Origin of the sequence: Leptospira vanthielii serovar Holland str. Waz Holland = ATCC 700522 (assembly GCF_000332455.1) — a bacterium.
Classification (GTDB): domain Bacteria; phylum Spirochaetota; class Leptospiria; order Leptospirales; family Leptospiraceae; genus Leptospira_A; species Leptospira_A vanthielii.
In genome coordinates this window covers 38,004-59,406 of sequence record NZ_AOGY02000081.1, presented here as the reverse complement: position 1 = coordinate 59,406, position 21,403 = coordinate 38,004, and the positions used below count along the sequence as shown (strand labels likewise).

25 protein-coding genes are annotated in these 21,403 nt (G+C 40.3%); 17 read left to right on the top strand and 8 right to left on the bottom strand.

Features of this window, described 5'->3' with window-relative positions:
* The 12 genes from LEP1GSC199_RS20200 to LEP1GSC199_RS20150 all read left to right on the top strand — a co-directional run.
* On the top strand, positions 1–194 hold a 194-nt coding region (locus tag LEP1GSC199_RS20200; protein WP_232420870.1), incomplete at its 5' end, for a hypothetical protein.
* The gene (locus LEP1GSC199_RS20195; protein ID WP_002991580.1) at positions 187–1,629 is read left to right on the top strand and encodes a glutamate synthase subunit beta; all 1,443 of its coding nucleotides are present in this window, start codon (positions 187–189) and stop codon (positions 1,627–1,629) included. The genes LEP1GSC199_RS20200 and LEP1GSC199_RS20195, both read left to right, overlap by 8 nt.
* A gap of 211 nt (positions 1,630–1,840) precedes the next feature.
* A complete protein-coding gene (locus LEP1GSC199_RS20190; protein ID WP_039927588.1) occupies positions 1,841–2,812 on the top strand; it encodes an LA_0442/LA_0875 N-terminal domain-containing protein in 972 nt (323 codons plus the stop codon).
* Between the two features lie 192 nt (positions 2,813–3,004).
* A complete protein-coding gene (gene ccoN, locus LEP1GSC199_RS20185) occupies positions 3,005–4,435 on the top strand; it encodes a cytochrome-c oxidase, cbb3-type subunit I (RefSeq protein ID WP_002991536.1) in 1,431 nt (476 codons plus the stop codon).
* Positions 4,435–5,130 (top strand): cytochrome-c oxidase, cbb3-type subunit II, encoded by a 696-nt coding sequence (gene ccoO / locus LEP1GSC199_RS20180; protein ID WP_002991565.1) that lies wholly within the window; start codon positions 4,435–4,437, stop codon positions 5,128–5,130. Before ccoN ends, ccoO begins: the two co-directional genes overlap by 1 nt.
* A gap of 4 nt (positions 5,131–5,134) precedes the next feature.
* Complete coding sequence (locus LEP1GSC199_RS21070) at positions 5,135–5,284, top strand: hypothetical protein (protein ID WP_002991638.1); 150 nt, start codon at positions 5,135–5,137, stop codon at positions 5,282–5,284.
* A gap of 5 nt (positions 5,285–5,289) precedes the next feature.
* Positions 5,290–5,820, top strand: coding sequence for a c-type cytochrome (locus LEP1GSC199_RS20175; RefSeq protein WP_002991625.1), 531 nt, complete (start codon positions 5,290–5,292; stop codon positions 5,818–5,820).
* Position 5,821: 1 nt separating this feature from the next.
* Positions 5,822–7,141 carry a cytochrome c oxidase accessory protein CcoG gene (gene ccoG / locus LEP1GSC199_RS20170; protein ID WP_002991627.1) on the top strand — a complete coding sequence of 440 codons (1,320 nt, stop codon included), beginning with the start codon at positions 5,822–5,824 and terminating at the stop codon, positions 7,139–7,141.
* Positions 7,141–7,632 (top strand): FixH family protein, encoded by a 492-nt coding sequence (locus LEP1GSC199_RS20165; protein ID WP_232420869.1) that lies wholly within the window; start codon positions 7,141–7,143, stop codon positions 7,630–7,632. The genes ccoG and LEP1GSC199_RS20165 overlap by 1 nt, the downstream gene beginning before the upstream one ends.
* Positions 7,629–10,091 carry a heavy metal translocating P-type ATPase gene (locus tag LEP1GSC199_RS20160; RefSeq protein WP_002991634.1) on the top strand — a complete coding sequence of 821 codons (2,463 nt, stop codon included), beginning with the start codon at positions 7,629–7,631 and terminating at the stop codon, positions 10,089–10,091. Before LEP1GSC199_RS20165 ends, LEP1GSC199_RS20160 begins: the two co-directional genes overlap by 4 nt.
* Complete coding sequence (locus LEP1GSC199_RS20155; protein ID WP_002991550.1) at positions 10,073–10,270, top strand: cbb3-type cytochrome oxidase assembly protein; 198 nt, start codon at positions 10,073–10,075, stop codon at positions 10,268–10,270. The genes LEP1GSC199_RS20160 and LEP1GSC199_RS20155 overlap by 19 nt, the downstream gene beginning before the upstream one ends.
* Positions 10,248–10,934, top strand: coding sequence for a sulfite exporter TauE/SafE family protein (locus LEP1GSC199_RS20150; RefSeq protein WP_002991509.1), 687 nt, complete (start codon positions 10,248–10,250; stop codon positions 10,932–10,934). Before LEP1GSC199_RS20155 ends, LEP1GSC199_RS20150 begins: the two co-directional genes overlap by 23 nt.
* A 12-nt stretch (positions 10,935–10,946) precedes the next feature.
* On the opposite strand, the gene LEP1GSC199_RS20145 is transcribed toward LEP1GSC199_RS20150, so the two are convergent.
* From LEP1GSC199_RS20145 to LEP1GSC199_RS20115, 7 genes are all read right to left on the bottom strand, one after another.
* On the bottom strand, positions 10,947–11,234 hold the full coding sequence (locus tag LEP1GSC199_RS20145; protein ID WP_002991518.1) for a hypothetical protein: 288 nt from the start codon (positions 11,232–11,234) through the stop codon (positions 10,947–10,949).
* A gap of 146 nt (positions 11,235–11,380) precedes the next feature.
* Positions 11,381–11,644, bottom strand: a complete 264-nt coding sequence (locus LEP1GSC199_RS20140) for a hypothetical protein (protein WP_002991649.1) — start codon at positions 11,642–11,644, stop codon at positions 11,381–11,383.
* The gene (locus LEP1GSC199_RS20135; protein ID WP_002991529.1) at positions 11,625–12,149 is read right to left on the bottom strand and encodes an RNA polymerase sigma factor; all 525 of its coding nucleotides are present in this window, start codon (positions 12,147–12,149) and stop codon (positions 11,625–11,627) included. The genes LEP1GSC199_RS20140 and LEP1GSC199_RS20135 overlap by 20 nt, the downstream gene beginning before the upstream one ends.
* Positions 12,150–12,152: 3 nt before the next feature.
* Positions 12,153–12,605 carry a Spy/CpxP family protein refolding chaperone gene (locus LEP1GSC199_RS20130; protein WP_002991586.1) on the bottom strand — a complete coding sequence of 151 codons (453 nt, stop codon included), beginning with the start codon at positions 12,603–12,605 and terminating at the stop codon, positions 12,153–12,155.
* Positions 12,606–12,702: 97 nt separating this feature from the next.
* Positions 12,703–13,083: a TIGR04452 family lipoprotein gene (locus LEP1GSC199_RS20125; protein WP_002991642.1), complete on the bottom strand. Its 381-nt coding sequence runs from the start codon at positions 13,081–13,083 to the stop codon at positions 12,703–12,705.
* 92 nt (positions 13,084–13,175) lie between these two features.
* On the bottom strand, positions 13,176–13,856 hold the full coding sequence (locus LEP1GSC199_RS20120; RefSeq protein WP_002991621.1) for an SH3 domain-containing protein: 681 nt from the start codon (positions 13,854–13,856) through the stop codon (positions 13,176–13,178).
* Positions 13,857–13,893: 37 nt separating this feature from the next.
* Entirely contained in the window at positions 13,894–14,127 is a 234-nt protein-coding gene (locus LEP1GSC199_RS20115) for a hypothetical protein (RefSeq protein WP_232420867.1), read from the bottom strand.
* A 188-nt stretch (positions 14,128–14,315) separates the two neighbouring features.
* On the opposite strand from LEP1GSC199_RS20115, the gene LEP1GSC199_RS20110 reads away from it, so the two are divergent.
* The 3 genes from LEP1GSC199_RS20110 to LEP1GSC199_RS20100 all read left to right on the top strand — a co-directional run bounded on the left by LEP1GSC199_RS20110 (position 14,316) and on the right by LEP1GSC199_RS20100 (position 16,850).
* A complete protein-coding gene (locus LEP1GSC199_RS20110) occupies positions 14,316–15,719 on the top strand; it encodes an aspartate ammonia-lyase (protein WP_002991557.1) in 1,404 nt (467 codons plus the stop codon).
* 65 nt (positions 15,720–15,784) lie between these two features.
* The gene (locus tag LEP1GSC199_RS20105) at positions 15,785–16,168 is read left to right on the top strand and encodes a response regulator (RefSeq protein WP_039927587.1); all 384 of its coding nucleotides are present in this window, start codon (positions 15,785–15,787) and stop codon (positions 16,166–16,168) included.
* 52 nt (positions 16,169–16,220) lie between these two features.
* Complete coding sequence (locus tag LEP1GSC199_RS20100; RefSeq protein ID WP_002991619.1) at positions 16,221–16,850, top strand: lytic transglycosylase domain-containing protein; 630 nt, start codon at positions 16,221–16,223, stop codon at positions 16,848–16,850.
* 10 nt (positions 16,851–16,860) lie between these two features.
* Here LEP1GSC199_RS20100 and LEP1GSC199_RS20095 read toward each other — a convergent pair whose 3' ends face one another.
* On the bottom strand, positions 16,861–18,069 hold the full coding sequence (locus LEP1GSC199_RS20095; RefSeq protein WP_232420866.1) for a hypothetical protein: 1,209 nt from the start codon (positions 18,067–18,069) through the stop codon (positions 16,861–16,863).
* A 224-nt stretch (positions 18,070–18,293) separates the two neighbouring features.
* Between LEP1GSC199_RS20095 and LEP1GSC199_RS20090 the strand changes: the two genes are divergently transcribed.
* Together LEP1GSC199_RS20090 and LEP1GSC199_RS20085 are read left to right on the top strand one after the other, a co-directional pair.
* Positions 18,294–20,312 carry a protein meaA gene (locus LEP1GSC199_RS20090; protein ID WP_002991546.1) on the top strand — a complete coding sequence of 673 codons (2,019 nt, stop codon included), beginning with the start codon at positions 18,294–18,296 and terminating at the stop codon, positions 20,310–20,312.
* A gap of 98 nt (positions 20,313–20,410) precedes the next feature.
* Positions 20,411–21,400 carry a P-loop NTPase family protein gene (locus LEP1GSC199_RS20085; RefSeq protein WP_002991562.1) on the top strand — a complete coding sequence of 330 codons (990 nt, stop codon included), beginning with the start codon at positions 20,411–20,413 and terminating at the stop codon, positions 21,398–21,400.
* The last annotated feature ends 3 nt before the right edge of the window (positions 21,401–21,403 follow it).

The window sequence follows — 21,403 nt, the reverse complement described above, 5'->3', positions numbered from 1 at the left end:
ACAAAAAGATGGTCGAAGATCATAAAACTTATACTGGCTCCAAAAGAGCAGAAGAAGTTCTTAACAATTGGGATACAGTAGTCAAAGAAATGATCAAAGTGATTCCGAGAGATTATAAAAAAGCTCTAGAAAAAATGGCCGAAGAAAAAACATCGGAAAAACCAAACAAAGAGGGGGTAACAGCTCGTGGGTAAACCAACAGGATTTTTAGAATTTAAAAAAGAATACCTTCAGAAAATTGAACCAAAGGAACGAGTAAAGAACTATAAAGAGTTCGAAAAACCGTTCCCTGAGGCTGTTGCCAAAGACCAAGGTGCCCGTTGTATGGACTGCGGAATTCCTTTTTGTCATGGAGATACAGGATGTCCTGTGGATAATCTCATCCCAGAATTCAATGACTTTGTCTTTCGAGGTCGTTGGAAAGAAGCTTGGGAAAATTTATCGAAGACAAATAACTTCCCTGAATTTACAGGAAGGTTGTGCCCTGCTCCTTGTGAGTCGGCTTGTACTTTAGGAATCATTGAACCACCTGTTTCGATTAAGTCGATTGAAAGAACCATCATTGATCGGGCTTGGGAAGAAGGTTGGGTCATTCCACACACTCCGGTTTCCAAATCGGGTAAAAAAGTTGCCGTAGTTGGCTCGGGACCAGCCGGTCTTGCCGCAGGACAGCAGTTAGCTCGTGCTGGACACACAGTCACCATCTTTGAAAAAAACGATCGCATTGGTGGCCTACTCCGTTACGGAATTCCAGACTTTAAAATGGAAAAAAGACATATTGACCGACGCGTCAAACAGATGGAAGCCGAAGGTGTTACCTTCAAAACCAATGTCAATGTGGGTGTTGATATCACAGCAAAACAATTACTCGCTGATTTTGACGCAGTGGTTCTTGCTTGCGGATCAGAAGTTCCAAGAGACTTACCCGTAGAAGGCAGAAACAGTAAGGGTGTCCACTTTGCTATGGAGTTTTTGTCGAAAAACAACAAACACGTAGCAGGTGATGACCTAGAGATCATTAATGCCAAAGACAAACATGTGATTGTCATCGGTGGTGGTGATACTGGATCCGATTGTGTAGGAACTTCCAACCGTCATGGGGCAAAATCCGTCACACAAATCGAACTTTTCCCTGAACCTCCAAAAGAAAGAGATGCTTCTACTCCTTGGCCACTCTATCCAAAGATGCTTCGCACTTCCACTTCACACGAAGAAGGTGTAAATCGTAAATGGGCTGTTTCCACTATGGGTTTTAAATCCAATGAAAAAGGGGAAGTCACTGCGATTTACGGATCCGAAGTCAAAGAAGAAAATGGAAAGTTTAATCCCGTTCCTGGAACCGAATTTGAATGGCCTGCCGATTTAGTTTTCCTAGCGATGGGATTTGTAAACCCTGTCAAAGAAGGATTACTTGCCGATCTGCAAAAAGAGGGATTGGAACTAGACGGACGTGGGAATGTGAAAGCAGATTTCGGAACAAAACCGGGATCTTTCGCCACATCCGTACCCAAAGTATACGCTTGCGGAGACGTAAGACGAGGGCAATCCCTCATTGTTTGGGCCATTTCGGAAGGTAGGAAGTGTGCGGACCAAGTCCATCACTTCCTAATGCAAGAAGTAGAGGCGTAAATAGCCTCTACGACTCACTGACCGCATTTGGAACATACTTTATCATAACAGGGATAATTTATTTCCAACTGTGGTTTGGCTTTAGAATCGTCTTTTACAAAAAAATTCTTGCCTAACTTCCAAATTGCAAAAATGATTGGAGAGACCAATTGAAACGTAGCAAGTAACACTATAGAGATTGTTATATAATATTCCAACACTTGAGATACCCTTGAAACTGACTATTACACAATTCATCAAAATCGCAACACTTTTGGTAGTGCTCACAGGAAACCTATCCGCAGAGAACATCCTCCTTAAAAAAGGGGGGACTCTCCAAGGAAAGGTAATCGAACAAGACCAATACAAGCTAAAAATTCGAAAAGAAGACGGAACCACAGTCGTTCTCAATAAAACCGACATCTTAAAAGTAGTTTATAAAGACCACCTAACTGCTGCAGAGGAAGACAAACTCAGAAAAGCAGAAGAAGACAAAGAAAGGCTTAAAAAAGAAAAAGAAGAAGCAGCAAAACTCAAAAAAGAACAGGAAGAAGCTGCGAAACAAGAAAAAGAGTTAGCTGCAAAAAATGCGACTGCCGAAGCCGAGGAAAAACGGAAAAGGGAAGAAGAAGCTAGGCTTGCAGAAGCGGATCGAAAAAACCTAACAAAAGCAGGTGCAGCCTGGAGATCCGCAGTCCTTCCTGGTTGGGGCCAATGGAAACAAGGTAGAAAAGTACAAGCCATTGTTTACCCTTCTATCATTGCCGTTGGACTCTTTTTCACATACGACAAACATCGTATGTATTTGAATGCCAAACGTGACTACAACAACTTAGATAACCCTTACACAACCAACGGATACTTCCGAGCTGCTTTTTCTCCACAAACAGCAGCCACAGTTTCCCCTGCAGAAGCCGTAGTCTCAAGTCAGTTCGGTCCTTTCAAAGGACAAAGGGAATCAGTTGAACGTCACTACCGTGATATGCAATACATTGGTATCGCTACCCTACTTGTTTATTTCTGGAATATCTTTGATGCTTATTACTTCCATCCGACAGGATCTGGACTTGCGCAGGAAGACACTAGAAAAGAAAAATTCTTTATGCACTCTACAGTAGACCGCGTCGGATACCACCCTACGGCGATTGCCGGAGATCGTGGCATCGAACATCGTACACAATTAGGATATGAATTGACTTTCTAACTACTGTTAGAAAGTCTGCCCCTTCAACTTCACCAATTAGACTCAGTCTAAGTCTCAATACCTCCCTTGACAAAAATCAAGGGGGGATTCAAAGAACCATATTCTGTTTTTCTTTCTTTTCTTCGTCACTTTATAGACAAAGGAATTAGTTCTCTATATAAATGGAACTGATAAAGATTAAGGAGAGAAACATTGGCTACGGAAAAAACTCAATATGACGATTTTATCGTAAAAGGGTTTATCATTTCAGCGTTAGTCTGGGGCGTTGCATCAATGACATTTGGTGTCATTATTGCCTTCCAGCTTGTATATCCACAGCTGAATTTGGAATTACCTTGGACGAGCTTCGGAAGGTTACGACCTCTACATACCAATGCTGCCATTTTTGGATTTGCATTGAGTGTTATCTTCGCCACAGCCTACCATACGGTGCAAAGATTGTGTCGAACAAGAATGTGGAACGACACACTTTCCAAAATACACTTAGCATTGTATAACCTAACAATTGTCCTTGCAGCAATTACTTTACCACTTGGATACAGCCAATCAAAAGAATATGCCGAATTAGAATGGCCTATCGATTTATTGATTGTTGTATGGTATGTAATTTTCTTTGCAAACTATTTGATGACGGTAATCAAAAGAAAAGAAGAACAAATGTATGTGGCTATTTGGTTCTACATTGCTTCTTTTGTTACGGTTCCACTTCTTTTTATTGTAAACAACATTGTGATCCCAGCAGGACTCTTAAAATCCTACTCGGTATACGCAGGTGTGTTTGATGCCAACATCCAATGGTGGTATGGACACAACGCAGTAGCCTTTGTTCTTACAACTCCGTTTTTGGGACTAATGTATTACTACCTCCCAAAACACATCAAACAACCCATTTACTCTCATAGACTTTCGATCATTCACTTCTGGTCGTTAATCTTTATTTATATTTGGGCAGGTCCTCACCATTTACTTTACTCTCCAATTCCAGAATGGTTACAAACAACAGGAATGGTATTTTCCATCATGTTATGGATGCCTTCTTGGGGTGGTATGTTGAATGGATTCCTTACATTGACCCAGGCAAAAGATAAAATCAAAGTGGATGCAACCCTCAAAATGATGTTAGCTGCTGTAACCTTTTATGGTATGTCTACATTTGAAGGTCCCCTTCTTTCCATTCGTGCGGTTTCTGCTCTTGGACACAACACTGACTGGATCATTGGTCACGTTCACTCAGGTACACTCGGTTGGGTCGGATTTATGTCTGCCTCTGCTCTATACTACCTAGTGCCTAGACTTTGGAATTCCAATCTCTATAGCGAAAAACTAGCAAACGCACACTTTTGGCTCGGAACTCTCGGTATCCTACTCTACATCATTTCTATGTGGGTATCTGGAATTACTGAAGGTTCTATGTGGCGAGCAGTCGGCGAAAACGGCGAACTCGTTTATAAAGACTGGGTGGAAATTGTTGAGTTCTTAAAACCATTTAGACTTTTCCGTGCAATCGGAGGAACACTCTATCTAACAGGGATTCTACTTATGGTGTATAACTTTATCAAAACCATTCAAAACAAAGATAGTGGGTTTGTAGAACAAGACTTACGTATAGGAGTGAAATCATAATGTTTGGATTTAACAAATTCTTAGATTGGTTTTCAGAAATTGCAGACCGTTGGGATACAAAAGGTGTTAAGTTTACTCTTTATACAACGATTGCCGTTGTGATTGGTGGACTTTTTGAACTGATCCCACCGTTTTTTTTGACAAAAACGGTAACTCCAATTTCCACTGTAAAACCATATTCCGCATTGGAACTTGCAGGACGTGACACTTACCAAAGAGAAGGTTGTATTGGATGCCACACTCAAATGGTTCGACCATTCAAATGGGAAGTAGATCGTTTTGACCCAACAAAGGCTTACGGAAGAACTGGATATTCTAAAGGTGGAGAGTATGTTTATGATCACCCTTTCCTTTGGGGATCCAAACGTACAGGTCCAGACTTAGCGCATGAATCTCAAATGTTACGTTCTGACGAATGGCATAAAAACCATTTGATCAATCCGAGAACAGTGGGTGGAGTACCTAACTCAATTATGCCAGCCTATCCATGGTTATTTGAAGATTCACATAAGATCGATGTAGAACAAGTAGTATCTAACATGAAAGCTCTTAAAGCAATCGGAGTTCCTTATACTGAAGAAGACTTTGCCAATGCACCATCTCTTCTAAAGGACAAAACCGAAGGACAAGCTCTCGTAGCTTATTTGCAAAAACTGGGAAAAGATTCTGCAGAGTTGCAAAAAGGTATGAAGTAAGATCATGAACGACGCAGACATTCTACTCGTTTATAAAAGTTTGAGATTGCCGATCCTCGTGATCGCAATCTCTTACATCACCTACTACGTTTATAAAAAACGTACGAAAGACGAAATGGAGAAACCCAAGTATAGAATGCTTGAGGAGGATTAATACGAATGAAAGAACCAAAAGAAGTAGACGGAATCTTCCAAGCCGACAACCCGATGCCCACTTGGTGGAAATTGGTCTGGCTCATCAGTATCATCGTTTCCATCGGTTATGTTGTATACTTTCACTGGTATTCTGAATGGCCGCAAGAAGTTGCGTTTGAAAAAGAAGTTGCAGAACACGAAGCGCAATTTCCAGCCAAACAAGCAATTGTTGCGAACACAGAAGATGGATCAAACCCTTACCGTGATGATGTTGTTGCTATCAAAGAAGGTGAAGGAACTTACAAACAAATTTGTTCCGCTTGCCATGGCCCAACGGCAGAAGGTGCTGTAGGACCAAGTCTTGTCGATAAAGATTGGATTCATGGAAACACTGATAAAGAAGTGTTTAACAACATCATGAAAGGGATCGGCCCAGAAAGACAAAAACTCAACCGAGGTGGAATGCCAGCTTGGGAAGGTTTAGGTGCTGAAAAAGTATATGCCGTGATGGCATGGCTTGCCACTAAAAATAGTAGTTTGGTAAAGGCGAAGTAAGATGATCATTTCAAGACCGCAAGCAGGTAAGGTAAGAACACGAAGAAACTTCGTTATGAGTTTTCTCGTAGGTTTATTTCTGATCGCTCCTTGGGTGGTGTTACCAGAAGGTAGCCCACTCATCCGACTGGATATCCCACACAGGATGTTTCACCTGTTTGGTGGTCTTTTTATCCCACAAGAAGGACTAATCTTATGGTTTTTCCTTCTGACAATGGGTCTCTCTCTTTTCTTTTTCACCTCCGTCATTGGCCGTGTCTGGTGCGGATGGGGGTGTCCTCAAACCATTTATACCGATCTATTTGATAGAATTGGTCGGTTTGTTTTGGATTCTAAATATGGAAAGAAAGATGCATCAATTCACGGAAAATTCACAGTGTATTTTCTTTGGATTGTTGTGTCCTTTATCGCTTCCTTCCATTGGATTGCTTACTTTGTAAGCCCCTATGAAATGTTAGCTGACTATTTAAATTTTGCTGCATTTTCACAAACTTACTTTTATTTTACATTATTCTTTACTGCGGCTATGTTTATCGATATCGGATTTATCCGAGAGCAGTTCTGCCGTTATGCTTGCCCTTATGCAAGATTCCAAACTCTCCTTATGGATGAACATTCTTGGAATGTGACTTATGACTTCAAACGAGGGGAACCTCGCCGCGATGGAAAAACCAAAATCGGGGATTGTATCTCCTGCAATATGTGTGTGGTTGTTTGTCCCACCGGGATCGATATCCGTGAAGGTCTACAAGTTGGTTGTGTTGCTTGCGGAAAATGTGTGGATGCATGCACATCCATCATGGCAAAAGAAGACAAAAAAACACTGATCGGATACTTCTCTCTGAAACAAATTGAAACTGGTGCCAAAATCAAATGGATTCGTCCAAGAACCGTTGTTTATGCGATTCTTTTGACAGTGGTCATTTCAGGAGCGATCATCCAACTCATCACACGAAGTCCTATGTCGATGATTGCCGCATCCAATAAATCCATGCCCCCGATTCTAATTCCCGAAAACAAAATCAGGGCATTCGTGGCTCTACGAATTCAAAATATTGCACCAATTGAAAAGGAATTCCATCTCTCTGCATTTGATACAAGACATGGAAAAGAAATTTTAATTCGCTCCGGTGAGGAAAACAACCAATTCAAATTGGGATCAGGCGAAATCAAAAGTATTTCTGTGGTTTTAGAGACACAAACCCTCACGGAACAAGAGTTAAATGAAGGATATTTGCCAGGTTCTATTGTGTTAAACAATGCACAAGATCCTGATGAACGGTTGGAGAAAAAACTCTCCTTAACATTACCAAGGAGGTAATGATGTTTAAAGAATTACACCCAAGCCTACGAAACGCCATGTATGTGGTTCTCTTTAGTTTTACTGCTCTTGTAGCAGCTACCTTCTATACCATCCGTCTTACTTACAAAAACTTCGAGCCGGTCATGGATAAAAACTATTACGAAATTGGACTCAACTACGAAAAGGCAATTGAGAACCAAAAGGAACTTTTGAAACAAGGTTATGTCTTAAAATCCAATTGGGACAACTTGAACCTCATTCCGTTCGGGGAATCCGAAATTTCAGTCCAACTAGAGAAAGCTGGAACTATTACTGCTGCAAAGTCTATGGTCGTGTATTTAGAACGAAATGCAACGACAAAGAACACAGTACATTATAACTTAAAACCTAACGCATATGGATTTAGCGGCAAAATCCCTCTTTTAGAAAAGGGAACTTGGAATTTGCGGCTGGTTGCAGATATTGATGGCAAATCCTTTGAAAGAGAAGGAAAGATCTCCGTTCGATGAACGAAAGCCTTTCAGTCCTAACCAAAACAGAATGTGACCATTGTGGAAATCCCATCCGATTGGTAAGGATTGAAGCAAAGGTCGCAAATGATACAAAAGTTTTTTGTTGCGAAGGTTGTGAAACAGTTTACTCCATCATCAACTCACTCGGTGGAAGTTACTATTACAACTTAAAGGGAAACACAAAACTCGATCCTGTAAACATTGAAGATAACGATCTGGATCTGGAAAACGAACTTGTATACGAAAAGTTTGTTCGCACTTCAGGAAATCATTCTGAAGTTTCCATCCAAATCACGAATATCCATTGTTCTGCATGTGTTTGGATCAATGAAAAAGTTTTAAACGAAGAAGAGGGAATCCTCTCGGCTCAAATCAATTTTGCATCTGGAAGAGCAAGAGTTCGGTTTGATCGTTCCAAAATCAAAATCTCTCGAATCCTAACTCTCATTCGTGCCATTGGGTACAAACCTGTCCTCTTTTCCCCGACAGAAGGAACACTCGAAAAAACAAAACAACTAAAAACCCTACTCCTTCGTATCGGTGTGGCCGGGTTTTGTTTTGGAAATATTATGATCTTAAGTGTTGCCCTATATTCAGGATATTTCACTGGAATTGACTTAGATATCAAACGACTTTTCCACTATGCCTCTTGGGTATTTGCCACTCCTGCGTATTTATATTCCGGATATCCTTTTATGTCTGGTTTTTTAACAAGTGTCAGACGACGCACACTTTCTATGGACTTCCTATTGTTTTTAGGAATTTCCATGGCCTATTTTTATTCGGTTTATGTAACACTGACTGATGTGGGTGAGGTCTATTTTGATTCGGTGGCGATGATTTACTTCTTTATATTGATTGGGAAGTACTTCGAAGAAAAAGCCAGAGTGTTTGCTTCTGATAAATTAGAATCCATTCTTTGTAAACTTCCAGAGACTTCCATTCGAGTGACAGACTCTGGGGAAGAAACAATTCCGAGTAGTGAAATCAAAACTGGAGACAAAATCCGTGTGGCTCCAGGAAAACGAATTCCAGTGGATGCCATCCTTATCTCCGAACAAACGTATGTAGACGAATCCTTTCTTACTGGTGAGTCCTTACCAATCCGGAAAAAACAAGGGGACACGATCCTTGCCGGTTCTCTAACAATGGACAACCCAGCCCTAATCGTTGCAGGTTCTGATTACCATGCCTCCACTCTTTCTTCCCTCAAACTCAGGTTGGAGGAGGCACTCCATCTCAAACCAAAATTACAAATTCTCACCGAACGAATCGCTTCGTATTTTATCTCTGTAGTCTTTGGACTGGCGTTTTTATGTTTTTTTGTTTGGTACTATGTATCAGGTGGGAACCTAGAACAAAGTCTTGTGACAACCATTTCTGTTCTGATTGTGGCCTGTCCTTGTGCCTTGGGAATTTCTGTTCCCACAGCCCTTGTTACCAATCATATTCTCAATGCCGATAAAGGTGTACTTTTAAAAAATCCTTCTGTTGTGGAAGCACTCGCCAAAGCCAACACCATCTTTTTAGATAAAACAGGGACTCTGACCGAAGGTAAATTTTTAGTAAGACAAGTATCTGTGTCCGATGACCACCTACCGCTTGTTTATCGAATAGAAAAAGAAGTGAACCATCCTCTGGCAAAATCACTTGTGAAATATTTAGAACCATTTAGCTCTGTCACCAAAAGAGCAAACTCTATCAGGCTGCTTCATTTAGAAAACATCCCTGGGCGTGGAGTGAAAGCCGAATTAGAAATGGATTCTAAGTCCCTTTCTGTACTCATTGGAAACAGAAGTTTACTCGAAAAAGAACAAATCCCGATGGAAAAAATGCCGGAAGGAGAAGGATCCTTAATTTTACTGGCGGTGAATGGAACTTACCTGGGGAGTTTTTTACTCGCAGATGAAATACGACCTGGTGCCAGGTCATTTGTTTCCTTACTCAAACACTTTGTTCCGAACATTTCAATCCTTTCTGGGGATCGTTATGCTGCCGTGAAGTTCATTGCAGATACACTCGGAATCGAAAAGTATTCCTCTGATCTTTCTCCCGAAGACAAACGCGGCCTCATCACTGCATCGCAAAACAAAGGAAATATTGTCATTATGGTGGGAGACGGGATCAATGATAGTTTGTCTTTGGCACAGGCCAATGTTTCCATTTCTCATACAGAAGCAGAAGACCTCTCTTTAGAAAAATCAGATGTTGTTTTGACTTCAGGCAATTTGAATGGTCTTGTGCATTCCCTACTTTCTGCCAAAAAAACAAGAGAGGTGATTTTACAAAATATCATCATATCTTTCTGTTATAATTCCATCATGTTACCACTTGCTATGTTTGGACTTATGTTGCCCGTGATCTGTGCAGTGTTTATGGCATGTTCTAGCTTGACAGTCCTTCTCAATTCTCTTTCCATTAGATTTAGGATCCCCCAATGGAAGCCCTCTACTTAACCATCCCTATGGCAATGTGTATTGCCGCCTTCTTTCTTTATGTCTTTATCACTGCCTTTCGCAAAGGCCAGTTTGAGGACATAGAATCTCCCAAGTATAGAATGTTCTTCGAAGAAGAAGAATACCCGCAAAACAAAGCCAAACCAAATCAAACCGATGGACCAACTAGCAAATCTTAGCTTCTTTGTATCCATACTTGTGTATGGGTTTGTCAGTAGTTTTCATTGTTTGGTGATGTGTGGCCCCTTTGTTTCCCTTTTGCAAACAGAAAAAGGAAAACCGATCCCCATTTACCTCTACCATCTAGGAAGAGTCATCTCTTATACTTTTTTAGGTATGGTACTCGGGTTTCTTGGCAAAGGAGCCAATGCCTTAGGGGATCTAACTGCGATCAAAGGTGTTGCAGGAGTATTCACCTTTTTATTTCTGATTGTATTTGCCATTCGCACCTACTCTCTCAAATCAACTTCAACGTTTGGATCTTTGCCCCAAGGGATTCGAAAGTTTTTGGAAAAAGTTCGTTCTCAGTTTAGTAAAAATGGACTTGGATTTGGAATCGGCATTGTCAGTGCCCTTCTCCCTTGTGGCGTTTTGTATCCAGCTTATGCAGCATCCTTTGCTACAGGGAACCTACTCACAGGTGGTCTTGTGATGTTTTTCTTTTATTTGGGAACGGTTCCGGCTCTCACTGGCCTTAGTTTTCTTGTGGGAAAATGGAGGCACCGCATCCAACCGAAATGGATCCCAGCCTTTGGAACTCTTGTGATTTTAACTTCTCTCAGTTTTTTACTCTATAGATTGTTTTTCCATAATCATGGAGAATCTTGCGACCATCTACTGTAGGCCCAAAGTTCTCTAAAAATTTCCACCACGGAAATATTTTTCTTTGAAGTGACTCACTAAGTCTTGGTTGATATTGGTCTCGTTGTTATTGCCAATTACTGCGATGAGTTTCTTTGCTAAGTTTCTGTCATGGTTCACTAGCCAACGTCTATACTGAGTATTCAGTTCAGACTCCCCCACAAGGATTACTTCGCTTGGTGATTGTAAGGTGTTGGTGATGTCCTCAAAATCCCAAACATCCGATTCCATCGGTTTCTCCCAAGTTTTAGATTGCATTTGATCTGATTCAAATTTGATCATCTCAATTCGTTTTTTGTTGAGGTATAGGATGCAGGCGTTCATATTTTCACTTCCCTTTACTTAATTATGACGCAAAGGAAAACAAAATCACACTCTTTTTAAAAAAACCTCCTGTTCTCTTTTTTGACTTTAATCATTGATAAATGTCAATCCATACTCAGACTCACAATCGATTCTGAACTGAGTTCGTCTACCAGATAATGGACATTAGTTGATAGTTCACTTGGTTCAATGATCAACTCATTAAAAAACAATAGGGAAAAGACCAAACTAGAAGTGGCTAAAGCGACATAAACTTTGCGCTTTGTCTTCTCGGTCCTAATCCTAGCTTTGGTTTGTCTTACCAAACGTAATTCGAAATCAGAATCATTCAAAAGTTGTTCCCATTTTTTAGGATTCTTGGAATTCATTTTTTCCTCCTGGTATATGTTTGCGGATCCATTCTTTGGTTCTGAACAAACGTGACTTCACTGTTCCCTGTTGGATCTCTAATTCTTTTGCAATTTCTTCCATTGTGTTACCGGCCAAATACAGGCGAAGGGTTTGCCGATACACTTCAGGGATCCTGTCAAGCATGGATTCGATCCATTCTTCCTTTTCCCATGTAGCGGCGTCACGCGCACCCGAAAGTTGAACCTTGTTTTTCACTAAGTATCGTTTTGCTTTCTCTTCTTCTCGTAATCGTTTTTCATTCATACGAAGGGACTCGTTACGAGCAATGGTGTAGATCCAAGTAGAAATTTTAGACCTACCATCAAACCCACCCTTCTCCAATGATTTGAAGGCGCGGAAGTAAACTTCCTGGACTACATCTTCTGTAGCATCATCAAAACGGTCGATGAGGGTATCACCGACCGTTTTCAGAACCAAATATTTGGTTTCTTTGACTACCGTTTCGAAGTCAAACTCTGGCATTGTTTACTCTTCCGGTGGTTGGTGGCGACTTGCGAAACGTTCCACTAGATCAGCAAATTTTTCCCTTTGTTCTGGTTTTAAAACGGCATGGAATTCTACGAGTTTGGATTGAAAAAACTTACGCATTTCTTGGTGACGAGCTTCTCTTTCGATACTCATTTTATCCAATAACTTGGTATCAATTTTTTCAGCACGAATCTGTGTAGCCATTTCCTTTGCCCAAGATTCGTGTTTTGGTTTCATTTCCTTGTGTTTGGCAATAAGTTCGGCTTTGATGGTTTCCAATTTTGCTTTTTGTGTTTCATCCAAATCTAGTTTTGAAGTAAGTTTAGAAGCAACCCATTCGATGCGTTTTTCGAAATCTTTATGTCCACGGCAATTTCCAAAAGCAAATGCCATAACCGATACAAGACCGACTGTTGTTGTGATTTTTAGAACTTGTTTGAGAGAGATCATAAAACCTTCCTTGTTTGTTTGGTGAATATGACCCGGAAGATTGAAGGAGAGTTCCCTACCTCTGGAAAAAGAGGCAGGGAATGTAAAAAAAATTAAATTAGAAAGTTGGGAACGGATCTCCAGTTAAGTATCCATCGGTTTTTAGATCTTGGCAGGAAAGGATGTTTGCAATCACAGAACCAAGTACAAAACCTTTAAAACCTTTGATATCAGAAACACACTGATCCACATCCGCTTTCACATAGTATTTAGCTGAGTCAATACTAGCAATGTCCGCAGCTATTAAACTGTAAATAGAGATAAAAGGCCTTCCCACCAAAATGGTTGAATTGATCAGGTCTGTCTGGATCGCAGCATCCGTAATTCTAGAAGCTACCTCAGAACCCTTTTCGCGATCGACCGTTGCTCCCACTGGATTTAAGACAAGACAATTGGTTAGCGAAAACGCTAAAGCAACAAACAGAATTTTTTTTAACATAAATGTTTCCTTCGATAATGGTTTCACCAATCCTAAATCCTATATACCTTTGATTCAAGAAAAATCCAAGACGAATCTTTATTTAACAGCAGTCAATCGCCCACAATAAAAATAGTGAGGACCCAATTGTTTTTCTTTTTTTCAAAAAAAGCTCTGTAGTCAAGAGGACTACGTAAAAACCGATCACATACATACCCAGGTTTCCCTTGTGGAGTACATATTTTTTTCCAGTTACAATTACTTTCTTTTTCGAGACGTCTTCCATCTAAATCATCAGCTTCTGCTCTTACAATTTGGTAACTGAGCTGAGTGATTGATTTCGATTCTTTGGATGCTTCTTCTCTTACATTTACATTCTTTCCAATGACCAAATAGTGCGTGAAGGGATCATAATCACCAGGGAAAGTTTCGAAAAAGTAAGGTGCCACCATTTGGCCTTCTTTGTTCTGGCGAAACCCCAATTTGACAACCTCTTCCATAAGTTCCCAGAAGTTAGAAGAGGATGGTTTTTCTGTTAGTTGGAATGATTTTAAAAAATCCTTTTTTCCTGCTTCCCCACCAAAAGAAAAATGGATATCTTTGTCGATTACTTCTTCTAAGGCCTTACGATCTTTGGATTTTAGAATTTTTTGGAATTTGTTTTTAAATTCGTTAAAACTTTTATCCTTCGCCGAATGATCGATAGGTGTTAAAGTTTTTGCCGGGGAAGGGTCACAGGGAAACAAAACCGTTGGGACAAGGAAGAAAAAAAGAACTATATTGTATTTTAGCATAAAACCTGGAAAAACGATAGGCCGACTATTGAAAGAATCAATTCTTTTTCGATACATTTACCGCAATAGTGCATTGTTTTGTGATTCCAAGATTCTCTCGAATTTCTTCCAAGGAAAGTTTTTTCCTTTTGAGTTCACATACTTTCAAAAAAAGTTCGGCATACTCTTTGTCCAATTTTTCGCCATCTTCATCCTCTTCTGTCAAAACCAGTTTGGCAATATCGACACAAGACCTTTCCGATTCTGGCAAAAGTTGGAAAATGGTTTTCACTGTTTCTTCCTTTTGTTTGCAAGAAACGCTGGTGGGTTGTTTTTCCTTTCCGGACAACGAAGTAAGGAAGACTAAAAAGAATAGGATGTGGAATGATAATGGGATTTTATACATCGACTACATAAATCTTCTTCCCATTTGGATTTGGTCGAGTATCTTTCGTCCTATCCAAGAGAAATTAGAGACCTATGAACAAATCGATTCGCAGAGAACACGACCTTTTGGGAGAACGAGATCTCCCCGCTAATGCCTATTGGGGGATACACACGCTAAGAGCCTTAGAAAACTATCCGATTACAGGGAAAACCATCGGATCCTACCCGGACCTAGTGCATGCCCTTGCCTATATCAAAAGGGCTTCTGCCAAAGCCAATTTGCAGCTCGGCCAACTTTCGAAAGAAACCACAAAAATGATCACCGATGCTTGTGATCGGATCTTACAAGGAGAGTTCCATTCGGAATTTGTTGTAGATGTGATCCAAGGTGGGGCAGGAACTTCCACGAATATGAACGCCAATGAAGTAATCACAAATATCGCATTGGAAATGTATGGGTTTTCCAAAGGGGACTATACCCACTTGCACCCATTAAATGATGTCAACATGTCGCAAAGTACAAATGATGTATATCCCACATCCATCAAAATAGCGGCAGTGTTTGCCATCAAAGGGTTACTTGCAGCCATGGAAAATCTGCAAGCCTCTTTCCGAATAAAATCAGAAGAATTTAAAGATATTTTAAAGATTGGGAGAACCCAATTACAAGATGCAGTACCTATGACCTTAGGACAAGAATTCTCCACTTACGATGTTATGTTAGGTGAGGACATCAATAGGCTAAAAGAAGCAACCTCACTCATCGGAGAGATCAATTTAGGTGCCACTGCGATCGGCACTGGAATCAATACTGATATTCGGTATTCTCAAATTGTCACTGATATTTTATCCAACGACACAGGGCTTAGTCTAATTGCCGCACCCAATTTGATCGAAGCCACCCAAGACACAGGCGCCTTTGTCCAGTTATCTGGTGTACTAAAACGGATTGCGACCAAACTTTCTAAAGTATGTAATGACTTACGCCTTCTCTCCAGTGGGCCACAAGGTGGGTTTAACGAAATCAATCTTCCTGCCAAAGCAGCAGGATCCTCCATTATGCCAGGGAAAGTCAATCCCATCATTCCAGAAGTGGTCAACCAAATTGCTTATGAAGTGATTGGAAACGATATCACCATCACAATGGCAGCAGAAGCAGGACAACTACAATTAAATGCTTTCGAACCTATTATCGCCCACAGTCTTTTTAAAAGTATTGAGCACCTAACAGCTGGTTGTAAAACACTAGAGACCAATTGTATCATTGGAATTACGGCAAACAGGGAACTACTAGAATCGCGAGTCAAAACTTCGGCAGGCCTTGCCACGGCCTTAAATCCATACATTGGGTACGAAAATGCAACCCTAGTAGCGAAGAAGGCCCTATCGGAGAACCGATCTGTCGAATCCATAGTTCTCGAGTTAGGCCTGTTAGAAGAAAAAAAATTAAAAGAGATCCTGAGACCCGAAATCCTAACGTCACCACATACACTTTGAAGTTGGTTTATTTCTTGCTTTCTTTTTGTTTTTTTGGAAAATACGCTCGGCTCTATTCGTAATTTATGAAACAATTAAGTATGGTTTACCTAGTTGAAGATGACATGATCACAACATTTCTCATCAAAACTTTGATGGAGAAATTTTCTTTTGCAAACGAAATTCATGGATTCCAAAATGGAGAGGATGCCCTAAATGCCCTCCTAAATAGCACGGCAGATCCTGACTTATTATTTTTAGATTTGAATATGCCCATCATGGATGGATGGGAGTTCCTAAGTGCCATAAGTAAACACCCTAAATATGCAAAGCTCCCTATCTACATTCTGACCTCTTCGATTGACCCCACAGACAAAGCGCGGTCTGCAGAATTCAAAAATGTAAAAGGTTATCTTGTAAAACCCCTATCCCTAAAGGATTTGCAGTCAATCAACCCTTCCCTGGGCTAATGAGACATATTTTTTTTCTTTAGTTTTCCCCAACTTTGTCGATCTTAAAATTGTGAGACTGACTGATATTCCTTCTGTATCTTCTGTGCTAAATCGAATGGAATCCCTATCCAAACTTTCGGAAAATCCGAAGTCTCTCGTTTCTTTTCCTGACGTTTTAGAAAGGGAATGGAACAAACAGAACCCAACACAAAACCTACCGGTTCTTCCTTCTCAGATACAACCCGTTGATTCCATCTCCCTCCCCTTTCCGGAAGAAAGACCCAAAACCTCTTTGCAATCGGATTTAGGAAACAAACCTACCGATATTTTCGGAACCATTGAATCCATTGCGAAAGCCCAAGGGATGGATCCGAATTTGGTGAAAGCCATGGTCAAAGCGGAATCTAATTTTAAACCCAAAGCTGTATCACCAAAAGGTGCCATGGGGCTTATGCAACTGATGCCAGAAACGGCAGAGTCTCTAGGCGTATCCGATCCTTTTGATCCCGAAGACAATATTGGTGGTGGAGTGAAATTTTTAAAAGGTCTGATGAAGGAATTCAAAGATCCAGAAAAAGCCATTGCAGCTTACAATGCAGGGCCCGGGGCAGTGAAACGGCACAAAGGTATTCCTCCTTATGAAGAAACACAAAAATACGTAAACAAAGTCAAACGTTACTATAAAGATTTTAGTTCTTAAATTTTAGAATCTAATAAAAAGTCAGGTATCCGAACTTTTTCTGCAAACCTGCCGTATACACATCAAACGGGCGTTTTGTGGCAGTTTCTAGCCATGCATCATCAACTTTTTTCACGATAAAATTCAGACTTTTTTCATTTTTAATCTTTTCTGCCGTAGCTCTTTGAATGAGGACATCATCTTCACTGATAGGAACGATAGCAAAGGATCTAGAATTACGTCGGAATAGTCCTGACTTTTGTATTAGCTGGATGTCTTGGTTCCAAATTCCATCCACATACAAAAACGATTTATCAGAAACCTTTTCCTCCCGCATGTATTTCGTTTTAGTTCCCGTTTGGAAGTAAAAGGCAAAGGAAAATTCTTTTGGTAAATAAATAGGATCAGATTTTAAAATGAGAGCTTGTCCAAAGGCTTTTGTAAGATTTTTGGATTGGAGATCCCAGGGTTCTTTATCTGCAGATTTTAAATTTTTAAAAACAAAATAGATGGAAACTATAATGCAAAGAACAATGATAATCGATGCTGTAATTGTATTTAATTCTTTTTCGGTTTTTAATAACACGTGCCCAATCCCTAGAACCACAAGTGGCAGAAGAATGAGTAACGCTGAAGTATACCAAGTTTTGAATAAAAATCCAATGGAGTTTGGTCCAAAAAAATCTGTATAAGAAAAGTAAACTAGAGAGAGGATAAAAAATCCTAGATAGCCAAGTAAAAATAGGAAGGGCATGTTTTTCTTTTTATAGAACACAGATGTTTTTTGGGCAGCCTTACGAGATCCACGAATCCCCGTAAAGATGACAAAAAAAGTAAACCCAAGATAAAACATAATAAAACTGGAGAAGAACGCAAGAGCAGTAAATGTGGGGAAAATTAAAAGGTCTGTCATCTTCTCCAATCGAAAGGTTAAAAACACCAAGAGTAAAAACACAAGACAAAGTGTTTCTGTGAAATAAGATGTGGGAAACCCGTAGGAAAATGGTAAAAAAGCAGCCAAATAAACCATCAGATAATGGTTTCGTTTCCACTCTTCCGATCTAAGTAACAACATAAACAAATGTAGGAAAAGACTATAAAATAGTCCGGCTAACACGAGAAAGGAAGGAATGTAGTTCATCCCAAATAGTTTTTTCCAAGCCACAACAAACCAAATAGCAAGTGGTTCTCTCGCAGAAACGAGTCCCCCTTCTTCGGTAGCGGCCTTGGTATTTGCCAAAAACTCCCATTCGGTCTCGGTAGTGGGGAAAGGTCTAAAATAAGAGAACAGAGCAAAGCCCAAACTTAAGAGTAAGATGCTAAAAATGAAAGGAAGTGGTGAAAAAGGTTTTGGGTCGCGCATCTTGGAAAAGGCTCAAATTGCCTAATCCTGTATAAATTTTTAGGTGAAAATATTCCAGAAGATTTTCAATTATACATAGAATTTATAAAACGAGGCAAAGAATGTCCGCCGAAAAAAAAGAATACCTTCTCGTGGACGAGAATGGACAGGGAAAACCTGACAAACCATGGATTTTTAGGACTTATGCAGGGCATACCAATGCAAAAGCCTCCAATGAGTTGTACAGAAAGAACCTTTCTAAAGGCCAAACAGGGCTTTCCATTGCATTTGATCTCCCAACTCAGTGTGGTTATAGTTCCGACCATGAGGTATCGCGCCCAGAAATCGGAAAGGTGGGAGTTCCCATCAACTCTTTAGAAGACTTTCGTATTTTATTCGACCAGATCCCGATTGAAGAGATGAACACTTCCATGACCATCAATGGAACTTCCATGTGGTTACTTTCGCTATATGTGGCCCTCGCAGAAGAACGCGGTGTCCCACTCGAAAAACTCAATGGAACCACCCAAAACGATTTAATCAAAGAATACCTTGCACGCGGAACCTATATCTACCCTCCGAAAGAATCCATGAAAATCATCGTGGATATGTATGAGTATAGTTTACACAAAATTCCAAAATGGAACCCATCTAACATTTGTTCCTACCACTTACAAGAGGCGGGTGCCACTCCCGTACAAGAACTTTCTTTTGCGTTAGCTACCGCCATTGCCGTGTTAGATGCCATTAAAGAAAGAAATTGTTTTACAGCGGAAGAATTTGAACAGTGTGTGGGTCGGATTTCCTTCTTTGTCAATGCAGGGATTCGTTTTGTAGAAGAAATGTGCAAAATGCGCGCCTTCACAGAAATGTGGGAAGAAATCACAACAGAAAGATATGCTGTAAAAACGGCAAAATACCGAGTGTTCCGCTATGGTGTACAAGTAAACTCCCTTGGCCTTACAGAAGAACAACCGGAGAACAACGCATGGAGGATTCTTATCGAATCCCTTGGTGTGACACTTTCTAGAAACGCAAGATGTCGTGCCCTCCAACTACCTGCATGGAACGAAGCACTTTCCCTTCCAAGACCTTGGGACCAACAATGGTCGCTCCGATTGCAACAAGTCCTTGCTTATGAAACAGACCTTCTCGAATACCCAGACATCTTCGAAGGATCCAAAGTCATTGAATCGAAAGTAAAAGCTCTCAAAGAAGAAGCGAAACTTGAAATTCAAAAGATCATCGATATGGGGGGAGCCCTCGTTGCGATTGAAAATGGATATATGAAATCTCAACTTGTGAAATCACAAACAGAAAGACTTTCCAAAATCAATTCCAACGAACTGGTGATTGTTGGTAAAAACAAATGGACCGACGGAATTAAGTCTCCACTCATGACTGACTCGGATGGTGGTATCTTTAAAGTAGATCCAAAATCCGCAGAACAAACATTAAACGTTTTGGCAGAAGCTAAAACTCGCCGTAACGCAGAGACAGCCAAAAAATCTTTAGAAGAACTAAAACAAGCCGCAAAAGATGGGAAAAACCTGATGCCTTATTCGATTGCTTGTGCAAAAGCACTGGTAACAACAGGGGAATGGGCCGATGCACTTCGCGATGTGTATGGAGAATACAATCCACCGACTGGTGTGGAAGGCCAAAAACTTTTTTTGTCTGATGATAAAGTTTCTACCGTTCGAGGAAAAGTGGAAGCCTTTACCAAAGCAAATGGCCATAGACCAAAAATCGTTGTGGGGAAACCAGGACTTGACGGCCATTCGAATGGAGCAGAAATGATTGCTGTATCTGCAAAACACAGTGGTTTTGATGTGATTTATTCAGGAATTCGCCTTTCTCCAGAAGAAATCGTTCAGTCCGCCGTGGAAGAAAATGCCAATGTCATTGGGTTATCGATTCTTTCTGGTTCTCACAAAGAAATCGTGAAACAATTGTTTGATGAACTCGCTCACTACAAGGCAAAAATCCCTGTTGTAATTGGGGGAATCATTCCTGAATCCGACTTTGAAGAACTAAGGGCTATGGGGATTCGTGAAATCTTTACACCAAAAGATTATGACTTAATGTCGATTATGAACAAAATCATCGACATCATTACCATAGAACCAGTTCTCGTTTAAGCGAAGAGTTGTTTTTCACTTCCATTGCAACCTTTAATCCGGATCTGTAATGGAAGTTTCCACGACTCTATTTTATTTCTAAACTATGGCAACATCCCTTGATTGATACGAAAGAATCTTTATCCCAATTGGTTTCTGATGCCCTGCTAGGGGAAAAATATCCTATTGCAAAAATCATTTCAAGAATTGAAACCGAAAAAAATTTAGAATTTCGGGAATCATTATTCCAGGAACTCTCTCTCCAAAAACCAGATTTTAAAGAAGGACTCACTATTGGGATTACAGGAACTCCTGGGGCCGGCAAATCCTCGTTACTTGGTGAACTTTGTCGTCTTTTTTTAGAATTTGCTCCGGATAAAAAAATGGCTATTGTTGCCATTGATCCTTCTTCCAACGTAAGTGGAGGATCCATCCTTGGAGATAGAACTCGCGTCACACTCCCAAGACGTGACATCCGACTCTATTTTCGATCGCAACCATCCCAATTGGAACTTGGTGGCCTCAATCCTTATACGTATCATGTCATCCGTTTCTTACGTAGAATATTTGATTATGTATTTGTGGAAACTGTTGGGATTGGCCAGAATGAAATTTCTGTTTCCCTGATTTCTGATTTGTCCTTTCTTGTGATGCAACCCCTAGGTGGTGACCAAGTGCAATTTATGAAATCAGGAATTATGGAAGTTCCAGAAGCCTTCATCATCAACAAATGTGACGAAGAATCACTAGCGAACTCCAGTTACTACATGTTACAATCTACTTTGGAATTTATCAAAGACATTCTTCCGAACCACACCCTTCCTCCTATTTTCAAAACATCAGTGACAAAGCGAAAAGGAATCGAAGAGTTATTACAATACATCCTTCATTATGAAAAGAGAAAGGACAAAAATGTAGAAACACTCACCCAACTCACACAATGGATTCGAAATGAATATGGTAGATGGGGGATTTCGATTTGGGAGGAATTAGAGGCGTCCAAATGGAACCAGGCAGTCAAAAGAAACCCACTCGGTGGAATTCATAAATTAAAGTATGAAGAAGAAGAACGTAAAATTGTTTCCTCCATCCAAACAAAAATTAAATAAGGA

What these genes read in the sequence shown, in the direction of transcription:
- ccoO (WP_002991565.1), top strand. Translation starts at nt 4,435, where the DNA reads ATGTTTGGATTTAACAAATTCTTAGATTGGTTTTCAGAAATTGCAGAC.
- LEP1GSC199_RS21070 (WP_002991638.1), top strand. Translation starts at nt 5,135, where the DNA reads ATGAACGACGCAGACATTCTACTCGTTTATAAAAGTTTGAGATTGCCG.
- LEP1GSC199_RS20175 (WP_002991625.1), top strand. Translation starts at nt 5,290, where the DNA reads ATGAAAGAACCAAAAGAAGTAGACGGAATCTTCCAAGCCGACAACCCG.
- ccoG (WP_002991627.1), top strand. Translation starts at nt 5,822, where the DNA reads ATGATCATTTCAAGACCGCAAGCAGGTAAGGTAAGAACACGAAGAAAC.
- LEP1GSC199_RS20165 (WP_232420869.1), top strand. Translation starts at nt 7,141, where the DNA reads ATGATGTTTAAAGAATTACACCCAAGCCTACGAAACGCCATGTATGTG.
- LEP1GSC199_RS20160 (WP_002991634.1), top strand. Translation starts at nt 7,629, where the DNA reads ATGAACGAAAGCCTTTCAGTCCTAACCAAAACAGAATGTGACCATTGT.
- LEP1GSC199_RS20155 (WP_002991550.1), top strand. Translation starts at nt 10,073, where the DNA reads ATGGAAGCCCTCTACTTAACCATCCCTATGGCAATGTGTATTGCCGCC.
- LEP1GSC199_RS20150 (WP_002991509.1), top strand. Translation starts at nt 10,248, where the DNA reads ATGGACCAACTAGCAAATCTTAGCTTCTTTGTATCCATACTTGTGTAT.
- LEP1GSC199_RS20145 (WP_002991518.1), bottom strand. Translation starts at nt 11,234, where the DNA reads ATGATCAAATTTGAATCAGATCAAATGCAATCTAAAACTTGGGAGAAA.
- LEP1GSC199_RS20140 (WP_002991649.1), bottom strand. Translation starts at nt 11,644, where the DNA reads ATGAATTCCAAGAATCCTAAAAAATGGGAACAACTTTTGAATGATTCT.
- LEP1GSC199_RS20135 (WP_002991529.1), bottom strand. Translation starts at nt 12,149, where the DNA reads ATGCCAGAGTTTGACTTCGAAACGGTAGTCAAAGAAACCAAATATTTG.
- LEP1GSC199_RS20130 (WP_002991586.1), bottom strand. Translation starts at nt 12,605, where the DNA reads ATGATCTCTCTCAAACAAGTTCTAAAAATCACAACAACAGTCGGTCTT.
- LEP1GSC199_RS20125 (WP_002991642.1), bottom strand. Translation starts at nt 13,083, where the DNA reads ATGTTAAAAAAAATTCTGTTTGTTGCTTTAGCGTTTTCGCTAACCAAT.
- LEP1GSC199_RS20120 (WP_002991621.1), bottom strand. Translation starts at nt 13,856, where the DNA reads ATGCTAAAATACAATATAGTTCTTTTTTTCTTCCTTGTCCCAACGGTT.
- LEP1GSC199_RS20110 (WP_002991557.1), top strand. Translation starts at nt 14,316, where the DNA reads ATGAACAAATCGATTCGCAGAGAACACGACCTTTTGGGAGAACGAGAT.
- LEP1GSC199_RS20105 (WP_039927587.1), top strand. Translation starts at nt 15,785, where the DNA reads ATGAAACAATTAAGTATGGTTTACCTAGTTGAAGATGACATGATCACA.
- LEP1GSC199_RS20090 (WP_002991546.1), top strand. Translation starts at nt 18,294, where the DNA reads ATGTCCGCCGAAAAAAAAGAATACCTTCTCGTGGACGAGAATGGACAG.